This is a genomic window from Azomonas macrocytogenes, assembly GCF_014191985.1.
Taxonomy (GTDB): Bacteria; Pseudomonadota; Gammaproteobacteria; order Pseudomonadales; family Pseudomonadaceae; genus Azomonas; species Azomonas macrocytogenes.
Genome location: NZ_JACHXI010000003.1, coordinates 116843 through 140654 on the forward strand (window position 1 = coordinate 116843; position 23812 = coordinate 140654).

A 23812-nucleotide genomic window follows, 5' to 3' on the forward strand; every position below is an offset into this window, starting at 1 on the left:
AATCGTGATCGCTCAAAAAATGACCGGATATTATAAGCGGCGAGCCTGGCCTGGGGAAGCGGGCCAGCAGTATGGTCGCGGTGCAGAACGTCGGCAGACCTTAGAGCCATGCCTTTCAACGTCTTTCATCGGTCTGTAGAGTGGAAAACTCGCGTAGCGATTTTCCACCAGGGATGGCCGGGCGACTGTTCTGCTTTCCCGTGCCTCGTCCTGGCCATGAGCCGAATCGGTAGACAAGGCTACGCCGTTGTCCACCCTACCCCTGGAAAATCCGCGTTGCGGTTTTCCATAGCTAGCGGGCACTTTTCGAAGACGTTGAAAGGCATGGCTCTTAACGCATGAGATCGGCAGCCTGTAGGTCCGTCAGGTAATCGCGGAAGATCTGCCCCAGTACCTGGGTGGCGATTTCCAGTTCATCGCCGCGCATCTGAGCCGATACCCGGTCGGCAGTATCGAGGGCTTCCTCGTCGCCGTTCACCGCGGCCATCTTCAATACCACATAAGCCTGGACGTTGTTCGCCCGGACGCCTTCGCCGCGAAAGTACATGACGCCGAGGCGATGCTGGGCCTGCGCATGGCCATGCAGGGACGCCTGTTCGAACCAGTGCACGGCCTTGACCAGATCCCGCGGCGTCCGCTGGCCGTCATACAGGAATTCACCCAATTCATAGGCAGCCTGGGCATCCCCCTTGCCGGCAGCCTGGCGGCAGAGGCGCAGGGCTTCCTGCAATTGGTCGGGGGCGGTATTGAGTGTGCAGCGGGCCGTGGCCGGAATCAGCAGGGAATTGCCTCCCGCCAGAACCAGCAGGGGAAGAAGAAGCAACAAGCAGCCAAGTGATAGCTTGCGGCCGGCGCGAATCATGGTTCGAGGAGCCTCGAATGCCTGGGCGAGTGAGATGGCCAGTCGCGGTGCGACTGGCTCGGCCTATTATGAATAAGGCCCAGGCTGCTTACAAACAGAAGGCAAAGCGTTTGTTGCCATGCGGTCAGCTTTTCGTCTGATTCTGCGGCACCCGTCGTGTTTCTCCAACTGGGTGCGCCGTTCGTCGGATCAGCTTGTAGACTGCTTCAGTTGAGCGAAAGCATGCTCGGCGGCGTCCAGGGTTGTCTGCAGTTCGGTCGCGCCGTGAGCAATGGAAGTAAAGCCCGCTTCGAAAGCGCTCGGAGCCAGGTAGATGCCGCCCTCCAGCATCAGGTGGAAAAAGCGCTTGAAGCGCTCGGCGTCGCTCGCCATCACGTCCTGGAAGGTGACGATGTCATCGGCGCCGCTGAAATACAGGCCGAACATGGCCCCGACCTGGGTGGTGACGAAGGGAATGCCGGCGGCATCGGCGCGTTCCTGCAGGCCCTGCAGCAACTGGCTGGTATATTCGCCGAGCTCCTGGTGAAAGCCGGGACGGCTGATCAGTTTCAGGGTGGCAAGGCCCGCCGCCATTGCCAGCGGGTTGCCGGATAGCGTGCCGGCCTGGTAGACCGGGCCGAGCGGGGCGATGAACTCCATGATCGCGCGCTTGCCGCCGAAACAGCCGACCGGCATGCCACCGCCGACGATCTTGCCGAAGGTGGAAAGGTCGGGGGTGATCTTGTAGTACGCCTGGGCACCGCCCAGGGCTACGCGAAAGCCGGTCATCACCTCATCGAAGATCAGCACGATGCCATGCTGGTCGCACTGTTGGCGCAATCCTTCGAGAAATCCCGGAGCCGGCGGTACGCAATTCATGTTGCCGGCTACCGGCTCGACGATGATGCAGGCTATTTCCTGGCCAACTTCCGCCAGCGCGGCCTTGACGGCGCCAAGATCGTTGTAGGGCAGCGTCAGGGTATGAGTGGCGAAGGCGGCCGGCACGCCGGGCGAGCTGGGGACGCCAAGGGTCAGGGCGCCGGAACCGGCTTTCACCAGCAGGCTGTCGGAATGGCCGTGGTAGCAGCCTTCGAACTTGATGATGGTGTCCCGGCCGGTATAGCCACGCGCCAGGCGGATGGCGCTCATGGTCGCCTCGGTACCGGAGCTGACCATGCGCACCATATCCATGGAGGGCACCAGGGAGCAGATCAGGTCGGCCATCTCGGTTTCCAGCGCGGTCGGCGCGCCATAGGATAGGCCGTGCTCCAGTTGGCGGCGGACGGCGTCGAGGACCTCGGGGTGGCTGTGACCGAGGATCATCGGTCCCCATGAGCCAACGTAATCGACATAACGCTTGTCGTCCTCGTCGATGACGTAAGCACCTTCAGCATGCTTGAAGAACAAGGGCGTGCCGCCGACGCCCTTGAAGGCGCGCACGGGCGAATTGACACCGCCGGGAATGTGTTTCTGGGCGTCGTTGAACAATATTTCGGAGCGGGACATGGGAGGATACCTCTCGAAGCCGTGATGGAAAGGCCGAACCCTTCTATCGAACGGAGCTCAATGGGTGGCAAAGAGTTCGCTGAAGGCACGGGCGCGACGTTCGACTTCGGCAGCAGACGATACGGAGAACAGCTCGTGGATCACCGCGAGCATGTCGGCGCCATTGGCGATCAGCACGCCGGCGTTCTGCTGGGTGACGCCGCCGATGGCGACGATCGGCAAGTTGAAGCGAGCCCGCGCCTGAGTCAGGAGTGCGAGGCTGGCAGCCGGCGCATCCGGCTTGGTCCTGGATTTGAAGAAGCGGCCGAAGGCCAGGTAGTCGGCGCCATCCTGTGCTGCCTGTTCGGCCAGTTCCAGTTGCGCATGGCATGTCGCGCCGATAATTGCATCCGGGTCAAGCTGGGTGCGGGCGGCAGGTAGCGAGCCATCTTCCTGGCCGAGATGCAGGCCGACCCGCAGGCGCGCCGCCAGCTCGACATCATCATTGATGATCAGCCGGGCTGTGTAGTGTTCGCAGAGATCGCGCAAGGCCTGGGCCTCATCCAGACGCCGCGCCGCGTCGGCAGACTTGTCGCGGTATTGCAGGATGCGGGCGCCACCTTTCAAAGCCGCTTCGACGAATGGCAGCAGCCGTCCGTCCGCCAGCAGCGTGCTATCGGTAATGGCATAAAGGCCGCGTAGCCGGTGCGTCATCGACGTTGCTCCGTCAGGAAATGTCCAGTGGCAGGCGCCGCGGCAGGTACTGGCCGCGGCCCGGTGCTTCGGCGTCGCGCAGGGTGCGCCAGGTGTAGTCGAGGGCTGAGCGCACGGCGCTGACCCAGGCTTCACCCAGCGCCACGCGGCCAGCCAGAGCGCTGGCCAGGGTACAGCCGGAACCGTGGTAGCTGCCCGGCAGGCGCGGACAGCTGAAGCTGTGCTGGTCGCCATCGCGTGAATACAGGCGATTATGTACTTCGGTCTCGTCGCCGTGGCCACCAGTGATCAGGAGATGCTCGACGTATGGCAGCAGTTTGGCGGCGCATTCGTCGGCCGTGCCTTCCGGCAATTCGGCGAGCAGGCGGGCTTCCGGCAGGTTTGGCGTGGCGATGCTGGCCAGCGGCAGCAGGCGTTCGCGCAACGCGAGCCCGACCTCGTCACGACCCAGCGCACCGCCACCACCGGCGCGTAGCACCGGATCGCAGACTATCGGCAGGCCGGGCAGTTTTTGCAGAATTTCCTGCACGACCTCGACCATTTCCAGCGAACCGAGCATCCCGAGCTTGACGGCAGCGATGGGCAGGTCGGCAATCACGGCGTTGGCCTGGGCCAGCACCCAATCGCGCTCCAGAACACGAAAATCAATGACGTTGACCGTATCCTGCACGGTCAGGGCCGTGATGGTTGGCGCGGCGTGGCAGCCTTGGGCGAGCAGGGCTTCGATATCCGCCTGCAGGCCGGCACCGCCACTGGGATCGTGACCGGACAGGCAGAGGACGACGGGGCGGGACGTGTAGGTATTCATGGCTGGCGAGCTTACCATCAAAACCCCGCAACGGCTGCCGGCACTGTTTCAGGGAATGGCGTTGCGCTGGCGTGCCAGCTCGGCCAGCAGACGCAGGGACGCGGAATAGTAGTCTTCTTGTTCACCGTCGATCGGTGCGATGCCGGTGATCTGCCCATCCAGCAAGTTGGCGATGGATTTCACTCCGTAGGACGCCGGATAGGGCGACAGGGTGCCATTGTCCAGAGCGACCCAGGCATGGACCTGCCCACAACAGGACCAGAAATTCCGGAAAGGGGACAGCAGCGGGCTGTCTGCCGGCATGCCACCCCAGACCAGATAAAGCGGTACGCGCACGGCATCGAAACCGAAGCGTTTGGGCCAGCCCTCGGCGGGTTGCAGGCTGCCATCCTGCTTCAGGGCTAGCCAGTCGGGCGGCAGTTGATAGGTGCCGAAGCGTGCCTTCAGCAGCAGGGTCTGGCTATCCTGGAGCACATCCCGCCAGCCTTCCGCTGGAGCCTGTGCGGCGAAGGCTTGGAGCGCCGGATAGACCAGATAGGATGGATTGAGGATCAACTGGTCAGGTCGCTCGAAACCGTTCAATCCCGGCAGCAGCACAGTATAGCCCGCGTACTGGCGGATCAGGTTCCGGGCGATGGCCTGGCGGATCGCGCTGGCAGCCTGTGCGTAAGTGTCGTTATCCCAGCGCTCGGCAGCGCGCAGCAAGGCCCAGGCAATCAGCAGATCGCCGTCGCTGGCATTGTTCTGGTCCTGCACCGGCGGTTTTGCCGCTGGATCGTAGCGCCAAGCGAACAGGGCGTCGTCCTTGCGCTGCAGATGGTGGCGAGTCCACTGCCAGAGGCGGTCGAAGGTCTGCCGATCGGCGTTGGCTTCGGCCAGCAACATCCCAAAGCCCTGGCTTTCCGAGTGGCTGACATTGTGATTGCCCGTATCCACCACGCGGCCGCCAGCGATGTAGTGCTGACGATAAGCCGGCCAGCCCTGGTTTGACGCGGTGCTGGCACAGGCTTGCAGGCAGTAGCAGCAAAGGAGTAGCAAAGGCAGGAATCTTGGCATGGAAAGAACTCAACTACCGCACCGGAAAACCAGGGCACCGTTCTTGCTCACGGCGATACATTGCACTTGCAGCAGGGATTCCCCGCTGCCTTGTACCTGGAACCATTGCTGATACATGCCTTCCAGCACGGCTGCCATGGCCTGTCCCCAGTAGTCTGCCGTTTCCATGATTCCCGGATAGGCGCCATGTACGATGCGGACGGACTGGTTGTCCACTGCCAGGCGTACCCAGCCCCACTCCAGTTCCTGCAGAATGCCATTGAGCGAGGCCTCGAATGCTTCCAGTGTCGGTTGCTCATCCAGCGGTTTGGCTGCGGCAACACGCGAACCGACATGGCGCAGGAAGTTGCCGGCATCGACACTACCGGCCGATTGATACATTTCGCCGATCAGCGTCAAGACAAAATCCCGCCACTGGCTGCTGCTGCGGCAATTGCCGTAATAGGCCAGGTTTTGCGCCTGGATGTCGTTTTCGGAAATCAAGGAAGATCCTCCATCGAGTGTTTCAGGTAGATCGCACCGGTCGCTTCCGAATATTCCCCGAAGCTGTCATAACCGACCGTCCCGCCCACCTTGGTCTGCTTGCCCAGTTTGTATTCCAGGCTGGCACCGCCATTGAAGGCGATCCCGCTGTCGCTGTTGGAGCTGTAGCGGGTTTGCATCGTCGGGGCGCTGAGCCCGGCTTCCTGATACAGCGCAGTGCTTGCTGACGACACCTGCTCCAGTTGCGATTGCAGCGACTTGTGGCCCGGAAAATAGGGTGCGCTGTCCTGGTTATAGGATTGGTAGCCGAGCGATGCTCGGGCCTTTATGTCCCAGCGCTTGTTGGTGAACGAATATTGCACGGGCAGGGAGACGCCGACGAAGCTCTGGGGGCTGAAATAGCCGCCATGGCCTAGGGTGAATTCACCCAGGTTCTTGTCGTAGCTCATCCAGTTGAGGTTGAAGCCGGTCTGGAGCTCCTGGTTCTTGGTGCGGAGCGGGCGTACATAGGCGCCGGCGTTGGCGCCGAACGAGTGGTTATCCTTGACGTTTTTGCCACGGTAGACGTTGACGTCGTTGCCGGCATAGAAGCCAGCGGTACCGTTGTCATAGGAATACTGGACGTTCACCCCGGTCCTGGTCACGCCACCCCAGGTCTTGCCGGTGAGCGGGTCCTTGGTTCCAGCGTAGGACAACAGGCTGTCGGTGACCGGCCGGCGCTCGGCACCCAGCGATACCTGGCCGTTTTCGCCGACCTTGGGCATCCATTTGAAGCCGCCGACGAGATTGGTCTTCTCGAAGCCAAGCGGCGTAGTGCCGATATCGGCCTTGAGCGAATCCGACGTGTAGGCGAGGTTCAGGCCGAGACCGGCGTCATCCTGGGATTTGGGGCGGTAGGGTTTGAGCGCATCATTGGCAGTGGAATTGCGTAGCGCATAGACTAATCGATCACCCTCGGCTTCTGTTATCCACCCTTTGTCGATCAAGGCTTGGCGCACTTTCTCTGCTGCATTGTCTCTGGCTGTTGCGATTGCTGTAGCGCGGTCTTCTAAGCTAAAGGGCGCATCTTTGGCTGCCTCCATTGCCTGCCGCAGTTCTATAGCGGACTGTATGATGAACTGCTCGTTATACAGTCCGAACGCCATCTGTAATTGGTTACCCTTTATCGCATTGCTGCCAAATCGACTGGTATCGCCACTCTTGAGCGTTCCCGCATCCACATAGGTTGGCGTGGCGCTTAGTTCGATGCGTCCGTTTTCCAGCGGCACCATCGACAGTTGCAGCGGTGTCTTCACTTCGTTCAGTTGCGACAGACCCTCGTCGCCTTCGCGTGAGCGCAAGGCAATGCTGCCTTGCACCTTGGTCGCGGTCTTATCCTTGAGAACGGCCAGGTTGCGTTCTATTTCGCTGGTCAAAGGATCTGCCGGAATGTGACTGGGCGATCCCTGGGCAAGCAGGAACGGGACTTTGGCAGACGCGCTATCCTCGTCATCTTCTTCGTCGATGAATGGGTTGCTGTAACGCGGCCTGGGGTTGGCCATGACCAGCGGGATGCGTGGATCGTCGCTGTCGCGGAACGGATTATCCTGAGCCATGAGTGGCGTCAAACCGCCGATGGCAACCCCCGGTTGGCCGCTCTTGGCCAACTGGCGGCGCCTGGCCAGTTCCAGCAGCCTGATCGCCCGGCGGTTTTCGCCGTTGGCAGCAGCGACCCGAGCGGAAAGCACCAGCGAGGTGGTTTCGTCGAGCGCATGGCCGACACGGTTGAGCAACTGGGACGCGCGTTGCGGATTATCGCTGGCCAGGGCGGTATCCACGGCGCCGCGCACGGCATCGGGGTTGTCCGGCGACTGCTGCAGCACCGCGTCGTAGACGGCCGTGGCTTCCTTGTTCATCTTTCCGGACTGGTAAAGCCGCCCCATGGCCAGCAGCAGCCCATCGTCGCGCGGCGTGCCCTGCAGATTGGCCATCAGCGTGTCGTAGGCGCCGGCCAGGTTGCCGCGGGTCCGCTGCTGATCCGCCTGGGCGACGGCGAAGCCATTGCGCAGTTCCTGCAGGCCTTGCCTGTCCTCCGTGCTCAGATCGCTGCGCCGTTCGAGCTTGCGCATCAAAGTATCGGCCTCGGCCGCCTGACCGGTTTTGGCCAGTACGGCGACGTGCGAGAGGTAGGCAGCGGCGCTTTGTTGCTCGTCGGTGTCGCGCAAGTCAGCGCGAACCATGGAGAGAGCCCAGGCCGGTTCGCCCAGATCCGCCAGCGCTACGGCCACCTGCCCGCGGCTGGCGAAATCCTGCGGGGTGTTTTCGTGCAGAGTGCGCAGGGCCTGACGGGCAATCACCTGGTTGCCGCTGGCTACCGCACTGCGGGCCTTGGCGATTCGCTCGTTGACCTCGACCCGCTGGAGCAGCGCCTGGATTTCGCTGGAGCCGCGTCGGCCCGGCGGAATGCGCTGCAGATAGCCGGAGGCGTCTTCCCAGCGCTCCTGGTCAATCGCGAACAGCGCGGCGGCCTGCAGTGCTTCGGCATCCACGGCGCCCTGGGTCTGCGGCTCGACCATCAGGCGAGCCTGCTGGGGCTCGTTGCTGGTGTTCAGAAAGCGTGCGTAGGACAAGCGTACCCACGGATTCTGTGGGGCCAGCGCCAGGGCTTCGCCGAATGCCTGGGCAGCGCCTTGCGTATCGCCTTGCTGACGTAGTGTTTCGGCGCGATCGCGTAGCGCCAGGGCTTCGGTTTGCTGCAGGTTGCCAAGCGGTCTGGCCGCGAGGCCGGGATGACTGCGCAGCAGATCACCGGCCTGTTCGCGCTTGCCCAGGCGCAGCAGGCTGCCATACAGCCCGAGCAGGGCCGGTTCGCTGCGCGGGTCTTCGGTCAGCACCTGCCGGTAGGTTTGCTCAGCGTCGGCCAGTTTCTGCTGGCGCAGTTGAATGTCACCCAGCAGCAGCCGGGCTGAGCGTGGCCGGTCACCGGCTCCCTGGGCCAGGCGCTGGGCCAGGGTTGCGGCAGTATCCAGCTGACCCGTATCGCGCTGCCGTCGGGCTGCCTGCAACTGTTCGTAGAATTCGGCATTGGCCAGGGCGTCGGCCCATTCGCTCCGCCGCTTGGGCGCCAGCGCGATGGCCTTACCGAGGCTGGTGCGTGCCGCGCCGTAGTTTTGCAGGCGCAGTTGGGCGATGCCCAGGCCACTCCAGGCGTCGGCATCCTTCTCGTTATGACGCAGCGCCTGGTCGAAGTTGGCCAGGGCTGCCGAGTTCCTGCCGCTGCGCAGATCATTGAAGCCTGCCAGGCGCGTCGTATCGCCGGGGTTGACCTGCCGGCTAGCCTGAACGCTGGCGAAACGGGCCGGTATTTCCGCATCGGCTGGATAGACTTCGCTGTAGTGAGCGTAGAGTGCGGCATCGTTGCTGCCGGCATTCAGCCAGAGCAACGACTGGCGCCAGTCGGCCTGGGCTTCCGGCAACTGCCGGGACAGCTCGGCAAGCATGCCGATGGCTTCCCGGCGGGTCGGTTCGCGGTAGCTCAGCACACGTGCCAGGGCGAGCTGGACACGCGGATTGTTCGGCTGCTGGAGCTTCAACTGTTCCAACCCTTTTCTGGCCTCGGTCCAGGTGTTTTCCTGGCCCGCCAGGGTTTGGTAATACTCCAGCGCCATGTCCGGCGGCGGGGTATCCCCACCGAAGAGTTCCCGATAGGACTGGATGGCACTACTGGTATCGCCACGGCTGGCCAGCAGACGAGTCTGGCTCAGTTTGCCCCGGTCCATAGTCCGGCTTTTGGAAGCCTGCTCCAGCGCCTCGATGCGCGGGCTGTTCGGATGGCTCTGGCGCAGGCGCTGCAACCAGCCCTGGGCAGCTTTCTCGTCGTTCTGCAGTGACATCAGGGCCAGTCGGTACAGCACTTCTTCCGAATCGGGTTGCACTGACAGGGCGCGATTCAGGGTTTGCACCGCCAGTTCCGGGCGGTTGCGCGCTTGCCAGAATTCAGCCTGCTGCAGCAATGGTTCGATACTGCTCGGCGACGGTTCGGCTGCCAGGATAGCGGGTACGGAAAACACGCCGATCTTGCAGTAGATGGCCAGGGACAGCGGCTTCAGGATTTTCGCGGCCATAAGGGGTGTTGTTCCTTTGCTAGCCCAGGCGTTGCGCGGCATGCGCACGCAGGAGCGGATAGAGGCCGGCGGCGACCAGCACGGTGGATACCAGCAGGAGTGACATCAACAGCAATGGGCGCTCACTGAAAAGCCAGCGGATATGGATCGGCCAGGGTAGATTGCCGTAGGCGAACAGAGGGCCGACGCGAAAGCTGCTGGCTTTTTCCGTACTTTCGAAATAGGTCAGGTCGCCGCGAATTTCCGCGTTGATTGCCGGCGTTCTCAGCGTTTGCACCATGCGCGGTAGCCAATCCTCCTGGGTGGCCAGGGCCATGACTACGACGCGAGTCGGGTCGAAGGGCGAGCGCCGGCTGAGCAGGCCCTGGAAGCGACCCGTACCGGATAGCTGGCGGTCAGCCGCACTTTCCTGGCGATTCCAGTCGCCCTGCAACAGCGTCCGTAGCTGTTGCAGAGGCTGTGGTTGGGCGACTCGCAGGGCCTGCCCTTCCAGCCGGTAATCGGAACCGGCCAGTAGCGGCGCCAGGTCCAGTCGCCCATCCAGTCGCCCGACCACCAACAGATCACGTCTGTGCAGCGGCGCGAGCTGGGCGCTGCCCTTGACTATTTCCACGTTGACTGCCGGATAGCCGGTGGATTCGCCGAAGCGTCCGAGCAGGCCGAGCATCGCTTCTATTTCGCCTGGCTCCGGCATGTCCGGCAGCACCACTCCGGTTTCGGCGAGGTCGGCCAGGCGGGTAAAGGGAAATCCCGCACCGACGAAGAAGGAAAGATTGGGTAGCTGAGCGAAATGCTGGGTGTGGCTCAGGTCGATGACCGATTCGCCATCGATCAGGCTCAGGGCTCGATCGGGCAATTTCAGGGCGCAGGTCGGATCAGGCGCATGCTGGATATTGAAAAAGAGGTCCAACTGATTATCGCCAAAGATCAGGTAAGGCGGGATTTCGAGCCGTGCCTGTTCCTGGCGCGTTGCATAACCGAAGTGGTTCCTGATTTTTTCCAGAACACCCGCTTTCAGCACCGGCAGAGACCCCAGGTAGCGGCCGTTGAGCGTGAGATCGAGATGAGACTGGGGGGCGTCGAGCCATTCGCCATCGGGGAAGCGATAGCGTATCTGCATCGGGATATTACTGCCGTCCCATAGAAAAGCGTCCGGTGCGGCCCGGAAGCCGAGCTTCATCAAGGCCGGGGAGGTACTTTCACTGAGCAGCGGTTCTTGGGCCAGCTCGGCGAAGCGAACCGGTCGGTCGTTGGGTATCCAGCGTGGGGCATCGTAAGGGCGGCGTGGTGTCACCATGACCGGCGCGACCTGCATGCTGCTGCCGCTCAGAGGGGCTGGCCTGAGCACCAGGTTCAGCGTCGCTGTACGCAGCTCAGCGGGGGTGCGGCCGGTTACCAGGAGTAGTTTGGCGAGTGGGTCGCGCGGGTTGTCGATGATGCTCAACCCGGGTCCATCAATGGCTGGCAGCGTGAGGCCGGCGATGGTTTCTCCGGCCTGGGCGAAGACGACGGCATGACCCATGGGCAACTCGTCGAGCCATACCGGGAAGCGCGTGCCGCGATAACTGGCCAGTGAACCGAAATAGGAGGTCATGATGGCCGCGTTGCGCAGTATGGTCGTGCTGGGATTGGCTGGCATCACCACCGGCAGGTTGAGCTGGCCCATCTGCGCTTCGTCGAAGAAGGGGCCGGGCAGCGCGGATAGATCGCTCGCCAGTGGCAGTCGCTGTAGGCCCAGCGCAACGGTCGAATCCTTGCCCACAGTGACTTGCAGTGGCGAGTCGGCGGGGTTTTCGCAACGTTCGGCATGCGCATGCAGTTTCAGGTTCAGGCGGTTATGCGGCAGTAACAGAAGCGGGTTGACCGGTATGTCGAAGACGGTGTCGGTAGCCGTGCCGGAAATCAGCTCGATCATGCTCAGCTGTTCGCCGTTGAGCAGTACTTCGAGTCGCGTGCCGCTGGGCAGCCGCTCGGTATACTGGACATGCAGATCGAGGCGTGCACCGCTGACGATCTGCTGCTGGCTGATCGAGAAGGGCAGACCGGCCTGTGCCTGTGCGCCTCTCAGGGTCAGGGCATCCTTGATCCCCATCTGCTCGAAACGCAGTACTTCGAGCATGGCCGTGGGGTCGGTGAGGTAATCGTTGCGGGGCGTTCCCTGACCCTGCCCCTGAACCGCCACTGGCGGTGGCAGCGGCGGCAGTTTGAATTCTTGTGCCTGCAGGGTAGACGCCAGGGTGGTGCAGATGATGAATAGCGCCAGGCAGAGCAGCAACTGGGGATTGGCCTTGCCGCTCTGGGTTTGCGCCGTCAGGCCGATGGGCGCCGGCCGGCTGGCGCTGGGTTTCTTCCGGCGCGCGGTCCAGCGCAGGACGGACAGGGCGTTCTTCAGGATTCCCCAGAACGAGCGGAGCGGCCTGTCGGTCTGCACTGGCGAGTCGTCCAGCCAGGCATCGGCGCGCCCCATGACCAGGCGCACCAGGTTGCGCCGCTGGGAAATGTCCAGTGGGCTGAAGCGCAGACGGATCTGGGTTTCTTCCGCACTCATGATTTCAGCTGGAAGCACTACGATGCGATCTTCGTAGGTCAGCTCGATTTCCTCGAGTACCCCAGGCAGTTCTCGGCCATTGCCGGTATGGGTGATCCGCACGCCCCCAATGGAGATGTCGCGTGTCACGCCTTGCAGAGTTCTGCCGCTGGCGAAATGCAGGATTACCGGCAGTTTCACTTCCAGGCGAGTGGCGGTGCGCAGTTGGCGGGTTTCCATGGCCACGGCGATGGCAGCCAGCAACATGATCAGGCTGAAAGTGGCCCAACTGATGTTCAATACCAGTACGTTCGGGTCGGAAGGAATCCAGTCGACCCAGAAGTGCCGGACCAGGCCGATGGCAATTGCCAGCAGAATCAGAGCGACGGTAACGATTTGGGGCCTGACCATCCGGTAGTCGAAGAAGCTTTCACTGAGCAGGCCGCCCTTGTCCGTCACGTTGAACTTGCCACGCTTGGGGGCGAGTAGGGTGATCAGGGTCGGCTTGAGAATGTGGAAAGCCAGCACCGTCTCGTAGATTTCCCCCCAGAACGAATAGCGATGGCGTCCATGAATCCTGCCATTGGTTGTGAGCGAGTGAACGAGGTGAGGCAGCGCGTAGGAAAAAATCGCGGCAGCCGACGAGGCGACCACGTTCTGCCCGAGCATCAGGTAGGCCATCGGTGCCGTCAGGAAGATGATGCGCGGCAAGGCGAATTGGTAGTACAGCATGGCGTTGAGGTAGCACAGCCGCTGCGTCAGCTTCAGGCCGCGGCCGAACAGCGGGTTGTCGCGGCGCAAGATCTGCGTCATCCCGCGGGCCCAGCGCATGCGCTGGCCGATATGCAGGGATAGCCGCTCGGTGGCCAGCCCTGCAGCTAGAGGAATGGCAATGAAGGCGGTATTCCAGCCCATGCGCTGCAATTTCAGTGCGGTATGCGCATCTTCGGTGACGGTCTCTACGGCAAAGCCATTGGTTTCTTCCAGTGCGGTTCGGCGAATCACGGCACAGGAGCCACAGAAGAACGCTGCGTTCCAGTAATCGTTGCCCTGCTGGATCGGGCCATAGAACAGTTCGCCTTCATTGGGGACGTTTTCCCCGGTGGACAGGTTGCGTTCGAACGGGTCTGGGGAATAGAAATGATGGGGCGTCTGTACCAGCGCCAGTTTCGGGTCCTTGAGAAACAGCCCGACCGTGGCCTGGAGGAAGGCTCGGGTGCTGACATGATCGCAGTCGAAAATGCAGATCAGCTCGCCATCCGTCCGGCGCATGGCGTTGTTTAGGTTGCCGGCCTTGGCATGGTTGTTGTCGCTGCGGGTGATGTAGCCGGCTCCCGCTGCCGCGGCGAAGGCACCGAATTCGGAGCGGCGTCCGTCGTCCAGGATGTAGACGCGCAGCTTGTCCGCCGGGTAGTCGATGTTCAGGGCGGCGAGAACGGTATCCTGCACCACGTTCAGGCTTTCGTTGTAGGTCGGTATGTAGACGTCCACGGTCGGCCAGGCCGAGGTGTCTTCCGGTAACGGTTCGATAGGCCGTTTCAACGGCATGATCGTCTGGACATAGCCCAGCATCAGGATGAGCCACACCCAAACTTCCGCCAGGTAGAGGCCGGCGCCAAAAAAGGCTTCCACGCCATTGTCGAAGGCCAGGGTTTCGGTAGTCCGCCAATACATGTATCGGGTTGAGACCGCCACCGACATGACGACCATGACCAGGGTCATGCCATAGGACTTGAAGCGATTGAGCAGGAGCATGAGCACGATCATCGAGATACCCATGAGAAACTGCATGGGCACGCTGAGCGGAACACTGATAAAGAGCAGCAGAGCGGGGCTGGCGGCTACGAACAGGAGAAGCGCCGATAACCGTTGCAGGCCGGACAAGGCAGGCTGTGAGTTCATGAAGTTACCCCGGACGTTGATCGAATGAGGGGCGCTTGATGGTTTCGATCAGTTGCCCGAGCTGTTGGGCGATCCGGTCGATGTCATAGGCGGAGGCGGAGGCGGATGTCGAGTCGAAAGTGAAAATCGAAACCTGCATGGCCAGTGCTTCTGCCAGGGCTTCGTCGCGATGCACGAGGCCGAGCAGGGAGGCACCCAGACGGGACTGGAGGAATTCCGTCGAATCGAGGTTGAGACGGCGGCGGCGATCCACTTGATTGACGATATAGGTCACGGGCAGCAGGCTTTTGGCATCCTGCGGGGAAAAGAAGCTGCCCCGTTCTATGGTCGGGATCAGCGCGGTGGACGCCGCATCGGCCAGCAGGACCGCAATGCGGATGTCAGCCAGCCGATTCAGGGCATTGAGTGCCGGTGACGGGCCGGGTGGCGTGTCGGCCAGCACGACCATCTGCGGAATCGACAGCAACCCTTGCAGGGCCTCGGCGAGAAACATGGGGTCTTCGGCCAGCCGGGTTTCGAATTGCAGTCGTTGTGCTTCATCGGCCTGGCCATAGGGGAGCAGCCTGATGCCGGTCGGAGTATTGATCGCGAATTGTTGCCAATCGGCATATTGCCCGGCCTGGGCAACATAGCCGCGCGGGTCGTCCAACGGCATGCCGAAGTGCAGGCGCAAGGCATTCTGTACGTCGAAATCGATGACGGAAACAGGGAGGCCGAGGCGTTGCATGGCGAACGCCAGGTTCGCCGTCAGCATGGTCTTGCCTACACCGCCCTTGGGTGAGCCGAGACAGATCAGCGGCATGACCCGAGGCCCTTTAGAAGCGACTTCAAGGAACCTGTCGGCTGGCTTTCCTGGGATTGCCCGGTTGCCGACTGGCTACGGAAAATTCTTCCGAAGGGGTTGTCGGAGGCTGTTGTTGCCGGTACCTGTACCGGTGGCTGTGCAGCCGCCTGTTCCTGGTGGCTGGTGAAAAACGGCTGTGGTTGCGGGTCTCGATGGGTGAAGAAAGGCTGCTGCGCTGGAGCAGGGGTAGCTGGCTGGGTGGCTGGCGGGTGAGTCGTAGTGCCAAAGGACTGCGGTGCAGACTCTGCTGGCGGATAGGGTGCAGATACCTGAGTTCGAGCGACTGGGTGCGGCGTTTCTTCGAAAAAGGGCATTGACGTGGCCTGGCCAGTCGCGGCGTTGTCCACTGCTTCCAGCAGTTTCCAGCGTGAGGCCTGGTGATTTAGATTGGTCGTACCGAATTCCTTATAGGAATCGGGGGTGCTACCCGAATGCTGCATCAAACGGCGTACGTCGTCTTTCGGTTCCACGGTGCGATCTCTGGAGTACTCAGTGGGTGGTGTCAGTGCGATATTATTAGGGGTTAATCCTTTTTTATCACTGGCGGATAGCCAATTTTTTATCACTGATCATTCGTGCGAAGCGAATCGGCTTTGAGTTTGCGTGACGTACTTCCTACTCTCTTACCCGGTGCTGCCTATATCGATAGAAATTGTCCGTCTGGACAGGGTTGGCTCGTGGAGTTTGCCAGGACATTCAGTGTCTGTTCGATATTGCAGGCAGGTTTTCGACGATGCGCGAAATGGCCCGGGAAGACTGGCAGAGGTCGTTGGTATCGTCTCGTTTTCGCCAGTCCTGTTCCCCGCGCAGGCATGCAGGCAAGATAGGCACCCGGTGCATGAACGGAAAACCAATAAGTGAAGAACCATACTGAAGCCTTTGTCGCCGCACATTCCGCAGAGCAGGCCGTGAACCTGCTGGCAGGCCTGCACGAGCGGGCCACCACGGCGCTGAGCCAGGCGCTCAAGCGCTACCTGGCAGAGCGTATCGAACCGACGTCTGCCGAGCGCAATCTGTTCCGCTATCCCGAGTTGCGTCTGACTTATCGCAGCCATGGCGAGGTTCCGGTGTTCACTCGTGCTTACGCCAAGGTTCAGGTGCCGGGCTCCTACAGTGTCACCGTGACTCAGCCGACCGCCTTTCGTGGTTATCTGCTCGACCAATTGGTCCCTCTGCTGCGGGATTTCGAGGTGGGTCTGGAGGTTGGTCCGAGCCAGCGCAACATTCCCTATCCCTATGTGGTGGAAAAGGGCGATGAGTTGGCCGGCAGCGGCGTGACCGCTGCGGAGCTGGCGCGAGTTTTTCCCAGTACCGACCTGTCCGCTGCCTCGGATGATATCGCCGATGGTCTGCACGACTGGGCGCATGACGAGGCTTTTCCGCTGGCGCTGTTCGATGCGGCGCGGGTGGATTTTTCCCTGCGGCGGCTGGTGCACTACACCGGTAGCGACTGGCGCCATGTGCAGCCCTGGATTCTGCTGACCAACTATCATCGCTACGTCGATCAGTTCGTTCGCCACGGCCTTCTACAGTTGCGGGAGGATCCGCGTTTCGTGCGCATGGTGCTGCCGGGCAATGTGATCATCGAGGACGGCACTTCCGAAGAAGATGCCCAGGCAATCGCCGACGCGGTGGTCTGGCACCGTTACCAGATGCCGGCCTACCACCTGATTGCGACTGACGGCCATGGGGTTACGCTGGTCAATATTGGCGTCGGTCCTTCCAACGCGAAGAACATCACCGATCATCTAGCCGTGTTGCGTCCGCATTGCTGGCTGATGATCGGCCACTGCGGCGGCCTGCGCCAGTCACAGACTATCGGCGACTACGTGCTGGCGCATGCCTACATGCGGCGTGACGGCATTCTTGATCGGGTCCTGCCCCCGCATATCCCGTTGCCGGCGTTGGCCGAGGTACAACAGGCGTTGCAGGAGGCCGCCGCGCAGATCACCGGCGAGCAGGGCGAAGCCCTGAAGCGCCGCTTGCGCACCGGCACTGTGCTGACCTACGACGACCGCAACTGGGAGCTGCGCTGGGTTCAGGAGCGGCCGTTGATCAACCTTTCCCGCGCTGTGGCGGTGGATATGGAGAGCGGCACCATCGCCGCTCAGGGCTATCGGCTGCGGGTGCCCTACGGCACACTGCTGTGCGTCTCGGACAAGCCGCTGCACAGCGAGATCAAGTTGCCCGGGTCGGCCAATGCCTTCTACGAGCGTGCGGTAAGCCAGCATTTGCAGATCGGTATCCGGGCTCTCGACCTGCTGCGCAGTCAGCTCAATTCATTGCATTCGCGCAAACTGCGCAGCTTCGACGAGCCGCCGTTCCGCTAAGACAGTGGATGCACTTCCCTCTGCCAAAGGGCGAGGGCGTGCTGCAGGCGAGTCAGGGGCAGGCCAGCGCCAGCCCGACGAAGACCAGATCCGGTACGGTTCGCGCTCCGGGCAGCACGGGCAAGACGAGTTCCGCATCGCCACCGGTCAAAAATACCTCGAAGTCGCTACCGAAATACTGCTGTGCCAGTTGCTGCTGGGCCTGGGCAAAGCCTTGCAGCATCAGCAGGCAGCCGCGCTCGACGGCTTCCGCTGTGCATTGTCCCGGCGAAAAATCGTGCAGGGCCATTTGCGCTTCCGTGTCGTCATAGCGAATCCGCGAGGTGTGGATGCGCAGCTGTTTGCGCATCAGTGGCATGCCGGGGCAGATGTAGCCGCCCAGGTGCGTGCCGTCGTGTGTGACGAAGTCGGCGGTGATCGCGGTGCCGAGATCCAGCACCAGGCAGGCGCGATGTTGCAGGTGATAGGCACCGACCAGCGCCAGCCAGCGGTCGAGGCCGAGCTTGTGGTAATCCCCGTAGCCATTGCGCACGCCGGCCAGCTCCCGGGCCGGCTGGGCACAGCGCGGTTCTATCGCGAAAAGCTCGCGCAACGTGGCGACCAGCGCAGCGGTTTCCTGCTCGGTGCGTACGCTGACCAGTCGACAATCGCGCAAGGCAGGGGCCAAGCCTTGTAGATCTGTCACAAGCTGCGTGGCCGATTCGGTCGATCCGGCCTGGCGGACGCTGCCATCGTGCTCGATGAGGCGCCATTTGATCAGGCTGTTGCCGCAGTCCAGTTCAAGCATCATGACTCAGCCTCAGGCTCAATTCGCCGCCGCTGAAGGTTTTTTCAATTCCGCCGACCAGCAGACGCAAGGCGCCCCGTTCGTTGACGCCCATGATCTTTCCTTCTATGGCTTGGTTGCCGCTGGTGAGCCGGACATCACGGCCTTGCCAGGCGTGGGCGGTTTCCCATTCCTGGCGCAGTGTCGAAAACCCTTTGGTTCGGTGCCGGGAAAGCCAGTCGGCCAGGGCATCGCACAATCTGGCGCAGAGAAGGTTTCGGTCGATCTGTTCTGCTGTCTCCATGCACATGGAGGTCCAGGGCTGGTCAATGGTTTCCGGGACCGCATGCATGTTTACGTTGATCCCGATACCGATGATGACATGGCAGGTGTCGGCCGGATCGCCGACGAGTTCGAGCAGGATGCCGGCGATTTTCTTGCCATCGATGAGTACATCGTTGGGCCATTTGAGACCCACCCGTACCAACCCGAAACCTTGCAATACGTGCCGCACGGCCAGCCCGACCACCAGGCTGAGGCCCTCCAGTTCACGGGCGCCGCGTTCGACTGGCCAGGCCAGGCTGAAATAGAGGTTGCAGCCGAACGGGCTGACCCAGCGTCGACCGCGTCGGCCACGTCCGGCGGTCTGGCGTTCGGCCATGATGACGAACGGCGGGCGTAAACCGCCTTGCAATTGGCGCATGGCTTCGACATTGGTCGAGTCCGATTCCAGATAAACCTGGACTGGCCAATCCACCAGACTGAGCTCGGCGTGCCTGGCCTCGTCCAGCAGGCTCAAGGGTTCGGCCAAGCGATAGCCCTTGCCGCGCACCGAGTGCAAGCGAAGGTCCAGTTCCTGCTCCAACTGCTGTAGGCGCTTCCATACGGCCATCCGGCTCAAGCCCATGGCTGAACCCAGTACCTCGCCCGAATGAAACTTCCCATCCTGCAATAGCTTGAGCAACGCGTACATGTCATTCGCCCCGAAAGAGGCGGCTATCATATCGGCGTATGCTGGCACTGCAAAGAATCGGGTGCTAGCGTGGCGATGCCGTCATTCATGCATGATTGACGAGGCCGCTATTCGCTATTGCTCCGGCGCTTGCTCAGAACAAGGGATGTTCGATCTTGAAAGTCAGCGTTTCGTCGCAGCGGGAGTTCTGCCCGGAGTAGGCGGCGCAGCTGTCGCCGGTGAGACTCGCGCCGCTGTAGGTCAGGCCGAGGCGGGCGCCGCCCCAGGGGCGCGAAAGGTTTAGCGACCAGTCGTTGAAGGTACGCACGGAGCCTCCCGAAAAATAGACGGGTTGGTCCAGGACGTGGTTGGCGTACTTCACGCTCATATCCAGGTTCAGTGGGTGCAGCAGGCCCAGATCAAGCAGCACGGTGCTGTCGCTACGCCCGGACGCTAGGCTCCAGGCAGCGCCTATGCGACTCCCCGGGAAGGTCAGGCCGGCATAGACTTCGTGCCGGTCGCGAGCATCCAATTCAGGAAAGTTATAGTGGATCAGACCGACTTCGTAGCCCATGTTCTGGTCGGCTTCGAGTGGACGCATGTAGCCCATATAGGAATCGACTTCCAGGGCACTGCTGTGGGCCACGCCGATGCTTGGCGACCACTGGCCAAGATACCAGCCGTTGGCATGGGACAGGTCGAGGCCACCATGGAAGGTGCCAAGGCCGATTGGTTTCACCAGGCCCTGGGCCATGCTGCGGCTTGGCGTAGTGCTCAGCCTCAGGGAAAAATCGCCGAGTTCGCGCTCCATCATTTGGGCATTGGCACTTGTCGCCATGCCGGCGAGTAGTGTCAGGATGAATGACTTCCCGTAAGACATTCGTTTTCCTCCTCCAGCAGTGCCGAGCGACTCCATGCCGGCTTCGGCAGATACAGCAGCCTTGTGCTCTCGAAGCGGCTGGGTCTTCACGAGGCGTCGATCTTTCATGCGTTCTGCAGGATAGCCAGCCTCGGCTGGCAAATTTGACCGTTCGTCGCTTGATAGCACAATAAATGAACTTTTCCTATTTCCTTTTTTGCGTTGAGCGCTTGCTCTGCAAGCGTTGCATTACAGGTGTGACGAATGCTTTGATTGCACATATGATTAGGTTGCTAACAAATAGTATTAATTGCTTGCACTTCTCTGATCTTGCGCTCGATATTTTGCGACTGCGCCAGTCGGCGCTGGTTTCCTTAATCAGACAGAATTATTGCCGATCGGTCCGTGACCGCCATCGGTTTGGCCAGCGCTATTAGCTGATTATTTAGGATGATAGTTGCTGAAGGTCGGGCGTGCATGAATCTGATCGATAACCACAGGGCGTTTCTATAATGAACAAGCGATTTTCCCATCACAGCCTGCGTAACGATTTTCGCAAACTCCTCGAATCCGATGGCTGCTTCCATACCGCCTCGGTCTTCGACCCGATGTCCGCCCGCATCGCCGCCGATCTCGGCTTCGAGGTCGGCATCCTCGGCGGTTCGGTCGCCTCCCTGCAGGTACTGGCTGCCCCGGACTTCGCCCTGATCACCCTGAGCGAATTCGCCGAACAGGCGGCGCGCATCGGCCGGGTCACCCGCCTGCCAGTGATCGCCGATGCCGATCACGGCTACGGCAACGCCCTCAACGCGATGCGTACGGTCGTCGAGCTGGAGCGCGCCGGTATTGCTGCGTTGACCATCGAGGATACCTGGCTGCCGGCCAAGTTCGGGCATAAGTCCACGGACCTGATCGAACTGCCCGAAGCGGTCGGCAAGGTGCGCGGTGCGCTGGAGGCACGGATCGATCCGGCGCTGGCGATCATTGCCCGGACCAACGCCGGAGTGATCAGCACGGAGGAAGCCATTGCCCGTGCCAAGGCCTACCAGGCGGCCGGTGCCGATGGTATCTGCCTGGTCGGCGTCAAGGACTTCGGCCACCTGGAAGAACTCGCCGCTCACCTGAGCGTCCCGCTGATGCTGGTGACCTACGGCAACCCGCAACTGCGTGACAATGCACGCCTGGCCAAGTTGGGTGTGCGGGTGGTGGTGAATGGCCATGCGGCGTATTTCGCGGCGATCAAGGCGACCTACGACTGCCTGCGCGAGCAGCGGCAGATCGAGGCGTCGGAGCTGACGGCCTCAGAGCTGTCGGTGAAGTATTCGACAGCCGATGAATATCTGGTCTGGGCCGAGGATTTCATGCGCGTCAAGGAGTGATGGGCGCTTTATCCGACAACTTTATTCGTCAGCTTTGCTCTGTCAGTCACACTTGGTTAGCCGCATTGTATTCCCGCGGTTAGCCAAGGCTTTGCCTTCACTTTCTCTCGTGCTGCCGGTGTCGGGCGGATTTCCGCCATCTCTTTTCAGGTGCCTGGCATTGTCTGGCGATATTCCGCCAAAAGCTTCTTGCGCTTCGGTCAGCAAATGTGTGCATCGATTGCTGCAGGTCATTGATACCGGAGCTCTCAGGATCGCTGGCATATCGCTTGCTAAATACCTGATGCCTGTTGCGATACAGGCTGTCTTCACAGGTATGCCCTTGTCGACCTGTCCTCACAGGTGCGTCCCTGGACCCGAACAATAAAGCCCTCCGATCATGGGGGGCATTCTGTATCGATTCGCTCGGAGTCGATATGGATCGCACAAGAGCCGAGCCCGAAGAGCAAAGGAGAAGTAAGCCATGATGTCCGATTCCCAAACGATCGATACGTTGCCTCTAACCAAGCCACCGATCTACAAGACCTTGTATTTCCAGGTTTTGGTTGCCATCACCATTGGCGTTCTGGTCGGGCATTTCTATCCCGACGTGGGCGCTTCGCTGAAACCCCTGGGCGACGGTTTCGTAAAACTGATCAAGATGGTCATTGCCCCTATCATCTTCTGTACGGTAGTGACGGGTATCGCTGGCATGCAGGATATGAAGGCGGTCGGCAAGACTGGTGGCTATGCCCTGATCTATTTCGAGGTGGTTTCGACCATTGCCCTGATCATTGGCCTGATCGTCGTCAACCTGGCGCAACCGGGCGTTGGCATGCATGTCGATCCGAACAGCCTGGATACCAAAGGGATTGCTGCTTACGCCGCCGCTGGTGAAAAACAAAGCACCATTGATTTTCTCATGCACGTCATCCCGAACACTGTGGTGGGGGCGTTTGCCGAAGGTGAAATCCTGCAGGTGCTGTTCTTCTCGGTGTTCTTCGGCTATGCGTTGCAACGCCTGGGTGACTATGGCAAGCCCGTATACAATTTCATCGACCAGATTTCCCACATCTTCTTCGGCATTATCGGTGTGGTCATGAAAGTCGCTCCCATCGGCGCCTTCGGTGCCATGGCTTTCACCATTGGTAAATACGGTGTGGGTTCGCTGGTGCAACTGGGCCAGTTGATGGTGTGTTTCTACGTTACCTGCGTGTTGTTCGTGCTGCTCGTGCTGGGTTCCATCGCCCGTTTTCATGGCTTCAGCATCGTCAAGTTCATCAAGTACATCCGCGAAGAACTGTTGATCGTACTGGGTACTTCTTCTTCCGAGTCCGTGCTGCCACGCATCCTGGCGAAGATGGAAAGACTGGGGGCGCAGAAATCCGTGGTTGGCCTGGTCATTCCGACCGGCTATTCCTTCAATCTGGACGGCACTTCTATCTACCTGACCATGGCGGCGGTGTTCATCGCCCAGGCTACTGACACGCCCATGGACATCACGCACCAGATCACCTTGTTGCTGGTGTTGCTGGTGGCTTCCAAGGGCGCTGCCGGGGTGACGGGTAGCGGCTTCATCGTACTGGCCGCCACGTTGTCCGCTGTCGGTCACCTGCCGGTTGCCGGTCTGGCGCTGATTCTGGGGATCGATCGCTTCATGTCCGAAGCCCGCGCGCTGACCAATCTGGTCGGCAATGGCGTCGCTACGCTTGTCGTCGCCAAGTGGTGCAAGCAGTTGGATGAAGAAACCCTTCACCGTGAACTGGCCAAGGGGCCGGCCGTTACCGAGATTGCCGAGGCCAAGGAGGCCTGAACCCGGTAAAGCCTGCTGTCTGCCGGTACTCTTCGGGGTGTCGGCGGATCGAGGCGGGGATGATGTGCTTTCCCTTTTCCCTCATTGCATGGTGATTCCATGAATAAAAGATTTTCCCATCACAGCCTGCGTAACGATTTTCGCAAACTCCTCGAATCCGATGGCTGCTTCCATACCGCCTCGGTCTTCGACCCGATGTCCGCCCGCATCGCCGCCGATCTCGGCTTCGAGGTCGGCATCCTCGGCGGTTCGGTCGCCTCCCTGCAGGTACTGGCTGCCCCGGACTTCGCCCTGATCACCCTGAGCGAATTCGCCGAACAGGCGGCGCGCATCGGCCGGGTCACCCGCCTGCCAGTGATCGCCGATGCCGATCACGGCTACGGCAACGCCCTCAACGCGATGCGTACGGTCGTCGAGCTGGAGCGCGCCGGTATTGCTGCGTTGACCATCGAGGATACCTGGCTGCCGGCCAAGTTCGGGCATAAGTCCACGGACCTGATCGAACTGCCCGAAGCGGTCGGCAAGGTGCGCGGTGCGCTGGAGGCACGGATCGATCCGGCGCTGGCGATCATTGCCCGGACCAACGCCGGAGTGATCAGCACGGAGGAAGCCATTGCCCGTGCCAAGGCCTACCAGGCGGCCGGTGCCGATGGTATCTGCCTGGTCGGCGTCAAGGACTTCGGCCACCTGGAAGAACTCGCCGCTCACCTGAGCGTCCCGCTGATGCTGGTGACCTACGGCAACCCGCAACTGCGTGACAATGCACGCCTGGCCAAGTTGGGTGTGCGGGTGGTGGTGAATGGCCATGCGGCGTATTTCGCGGCGATCAAGGCGACCTACGACTGCCTGCGCGAGCAGCGGCAGATCGAGGCGTCGGAGCTGACGGCCTCGGAGCTGTCGGTGAAGTATTCGACAGCCGACGAGTACCTAGTCTGGGCCGAGGATTTCATGCGCGTCAAGGAGTAACGGCA

Annotated in this window: 17 protein-coding genes; 4 read left to right on the forward strand and 13 right to left on the reverse strand. The window is 61.2% G+C overall.

The genetic code is table 11. The features are described from left to right. Positions 1 to 331: 331 nt before the first annotated feature. The 10 genes from FHR87_RS04490 to FHR87_RS04535 form a co-directional block, all read right to left on the reverse strand. Positions 332 to 862 (reverse strand): tetratricopeptide repeat protein, encoded by a 531-nt coding sequence (locus FHR87_RS04490; protein ID WP_183165525.1) that lies wholly within the window; start codon positions 860 to 862, stop codon positions 332 to 334. 189 nt (positions 863 to 1051) lie between these two features. Further along, complete coding sequence (hemL, locus tag FHR87_RS04495; RefSeq protein WP_183165526.1) at positions 1052 to 2347, reverse strand: glutamate-1-semialdehyde 2,1-aminomutase; 1296 nt, start codon at positions 2345 to 2347, stop codon at positions 1052 to 1054. Positions 2348 to 2404: 57 nt separating this feature from the next. Next, entirely contained in the window at positions 2405 to 3040 is a 636-nt protein-coding gene (thiE, locus tag FHR87_RS04500; protein WP_183165527.1) for a thiamine phosphate synthase, read from the reverse strand. Positions 3041 to 3053: 13 nt separating this feature from the next. Beyond that, positions 3054 to 3848, reverse strand: a complete 795-nt coding sequence (locus FHR87_RS04505) for a bifunctional hydroxymethylpyrimidine kinase/phosphomethylpyrimidine kinase (protein WP_183165528.1) — start codon at positions 3846 to 3848, stop codon at positions 3054 to 3056. Between the two features lie 48 nt (positions 3849 to 3896). Then, a complete protein-coding gene (locus tag FHR87_RS04510; RefSeq protein WP_183165529.1) occupies positions 3897 to 4904 on the reverse strand; it encodes a family 8 glycosyl hydrolase in 1008 nt (335 codons plus the stop codon). 9 nt (positions 4905 to 4913) lie between these two features. Beyond that, positions 4914 to 5387 (reverse strand): cellulose biosynthesis protein BcsD, encoded by a 474-nt coding sequence (gene bcsD, locus FHR87_RS04515; RefSeq protein ID WP_183165530.1) that lies wholly within the window; start codon positions 5385 to 5387, stop codon positions 4914 to 4916. Next, on the reverse strand, positions 5384 to 9490 hold the full coding sequence (locus FHR87_RS04520) for a cellulose biosynthesis protein BcsC (RefSeq protein ID WP_183165531.1): 4107 nt from the start codon (positions 9488 to 9490) through the stop codon (positions 5384 to 5386). Before FHR87_RS04520 ends, bcsD begins: the two co-directional genes overlap by 4 nt. Positions 9491 to 9509: 19 nt before the next feature. Next, positions 9510 to 13919: a UDP-forming cellulose synthase catalytic subunit gene (bcsA, locus tag FHR87_RS04525; RefSeq protein ID WP_183165532.1), complete on the reverse strand. Its 4410-nt coding sequence runs from the start codon at positions 13917 to 13919 to the stop codon at positions 9510 to 9512. Between the two features lie 4 nt (positions 13920 to 13923). Then, positions 13924 to 14721, reverse strand: coding sequence for a cellulose biosynthesis protein BcsQ (gene bcsQ, locus FHR87_RS04530; protein WP_183165533.1), 798 nt, complete (start codon positions 14719 to 14721; stop codon positions 13924 to 13926). Next, positions 14712 to 15233: a hypothetical protein gene (locus tag FHR87_RS04535; protein WP_183165534.1), complete on the reverse strand. Its 522-nt coding sequence runs from the start codon at positions 15231 to 15233 to the stop codon at positions 14712 to 14714. Before FHR87_RS04535 ends, bcsQ begins: the two co-directional genes overlap by 10 nt. Before the next feature lie 387 nt (positions 15234 to 15620). Between FHR87_RS04535 and amn the strand changes: the two genes are divergently transcribed. After that, positions 15621 to 17093 (forward strand): AMP nucleosidase, encoded by a 1473-nt coding sequence (gene amn / locus FHR87_RS04540; RefSeq protein WP_183165535.1) that lies wholly within the window; start codon positions 15621 to 15623, stop codon positions 17091 to 17093. A 52-nt stretch (positions 17094 to 17145) separates the two neighbouring features. Here the strand turns inward: amn and FHR87_RS04545 are convergent, their stop codons facing one another. The 3 genes from FHR87_RS04545 to FHR87_RS04555 form a co-directional block, all read right to left on the reverse strand. Then, positions 17146 to 17883: a pantothenate kinase gene (locus tag FHR87_RS04545; protein WP_183165536.1), complete on the reverse strand. Its 738-nt coding sequence runs from the start codon at positions 17881 to 17883 to the stop codon at positions 17146 to 17148. Next, positions 17873 to 18832 carry a bifunctional biotin--[acetyl-CoA-carboxylase] ligase/biotin operon repressor BirA gene (birA, locus tag FHR87_RS04550; RefSeq protein WP_183165681.1) on the reverse strand — a complete coding sequence of 320 codons (960 nt, stop codon included), beginning with the start codon at positions 18830 to 18832 and terminating at the stop codon, positions 17873 to 17875. The genes FHR87_RS04545 and birA overlap by 11 nt, the downstream gene beginning before the upstream one ends. A 133-nt stretch (positions 18833 to 18965) precedes the next feature. Continuing rightward, on the reverse strand, positions 18966 to 19691 hold the full coding sequence (locus FHR87_RS04555) for a TorF family putative porin (RefSeq protein ID WP_183165537.1): 726 nt from the start codon (positions 19689 to 19691) through the stop codon (positions 18966 to 18968). A gap of 491 nt (positions 19692 to 20182) precedes the next feature. Here FHR87_RS04555 and FHR87_RS04560 point away from each other — a divergent pair, with 491 nt between their 5' ends. The 3 genes from FHR87_RS04560 (at position 20183) to FHR87_RS04570 (ending at position 23807) form a co-directional block, all read left to right on the forward strand. Further along, a complete protein-coding gene (locus FHR87_RS04560; protein ID WP_183165538.1) occupies positions 20183 to 21049 on the forward strand; it encodes an isocitrate lyase/PEP mutase family protein in 867 nt (288 codons plus the stop codon). A 466-nt stretch (positions 21050 to 21515) separates the two neighbouring features. Next, positions 21516 to 22841, forward strand: a complete 1326-nt coding sequence (locus FHR87_RS04565; RefSeq protein ID WP_183165682.1) for a dicarboxylate/amino acid:cation symporter — start codon at positions 21516 to 21518, stop codon at positions 22839 to 22841. A gap of 99 nt (positions 22842 to 22940) precedes the next feature. Next, entirely contained in the window at positions 22941 to 23807 is an 867-nt protein-coding gene (locus FHR87_RS04570) for an isocitrate lyase/PEP mutase family protein (protein WP_183165538.1), read from the forward strand. The last annotated feature ends 5 nt before the right edge of the window (positions 23808 to 23812 follow it).

Excerpts from the sequence above, each read along its gene's own strand:
- FHR87_RS04545 (WP_183165536.1), bottom strand. The coding sequence starts at position 17,883 with ATGATGCTTGAACTGGACTGCGGCAACAGCCTGATCAAATGGCGCCTC.
- FHR87_RS04520 (WP_183165531.1), bottom strand. The coding sequence starts at position 9,490 with ATGGCCGCGAAAATCCTGAAGCCGCTGTCCCTGGCCATCTACTGCAAG.
- hemL (WP_183165526.1), bottom strand. The coding sequence starts at position 2,347 with ATGTCCCGCTCCGAAATATTGTTCAACGACGCCCAGAAACACATTCCC.
- FHR87_RS04565 (WP_183165682.1), top strand. The coding sequence starts at position 21,516 with ATGTCCGATTCCCAAACGATCGATACGTTGCCTCTAACCAAGCCACCG.
- FHR87_RS04570 (WP_183165538.1), top strand. The coding sequence starts at position 22,941 with ATGAATAAAAGATTTTCCCATCACAGCCTGCGTAACGATTTTCGCAAA.
- FHR87_RS04510 (WP_183165529.1), bottom strand. The coding sequence starts at position 4,904 with ATGCCAAGATTCCTGCCTTTGCTACTCCTTTGCTGCTACTGCCTGCAA.
- FHR87_RS04560 (WP_183165538.1), top strand. The coding sequence starts at position 20,183 with ATGAACAAGCGATTTTCCCATCACAGCCTGCGTAACGATTTTCGCAAA.
- FHR87_RS04490 (WP_183165525.1), bottom strand. The coding sequence starts at position 862 with ATGATTCGCGCCGGCCGCAAGCTATCACTTGGCTGCTTGTTGCTTCTT.
- thiE (WP_183165527.1), bottom strand. The coding sequence starts at position 3,040 with ATGACGCACCGGCTACGCGGCCTTTATGCCATTACCGATAGCACGCTG.
- FHR87_RS04555 (WP_183165537.1), bottom strand. The coding sequence starts at position 19,691 with ATGTCTTACGGGAAGTCATTCATCCTGACACTACTCGCCGGCATGGCG.
- bcsA (WP_183165532.1), bottom strand. The coding sequence starts at position 13,919 with ATGAACTCACAGCCTGCCTTGTCCGGCCTGCAACGGTTATCGGCGCTT.
- bcsQ (WP_183165533.1), bottom strand. The coding sequence starts at position 14,721 with ATGCCGCTGATCTGTCTCGGCTCACCCAAGGGCGGTGTAGGCAAGACC.
- birA (WP_183165681.1), bottom strand. The coding sequence starts at position 18,832 with ATGTACGCGTTGCTCAAGCTATTGCAGGATGGGAAGTTTCATTCGGGC.
- FHR87_RS04505 (WP_183165528.1), bottom strand. The coding sequence starts at position 3,848 with ATGAATACCTACACGTCCCGCCCCGTCGTCCTCTGCCTGTCCGGTCAC.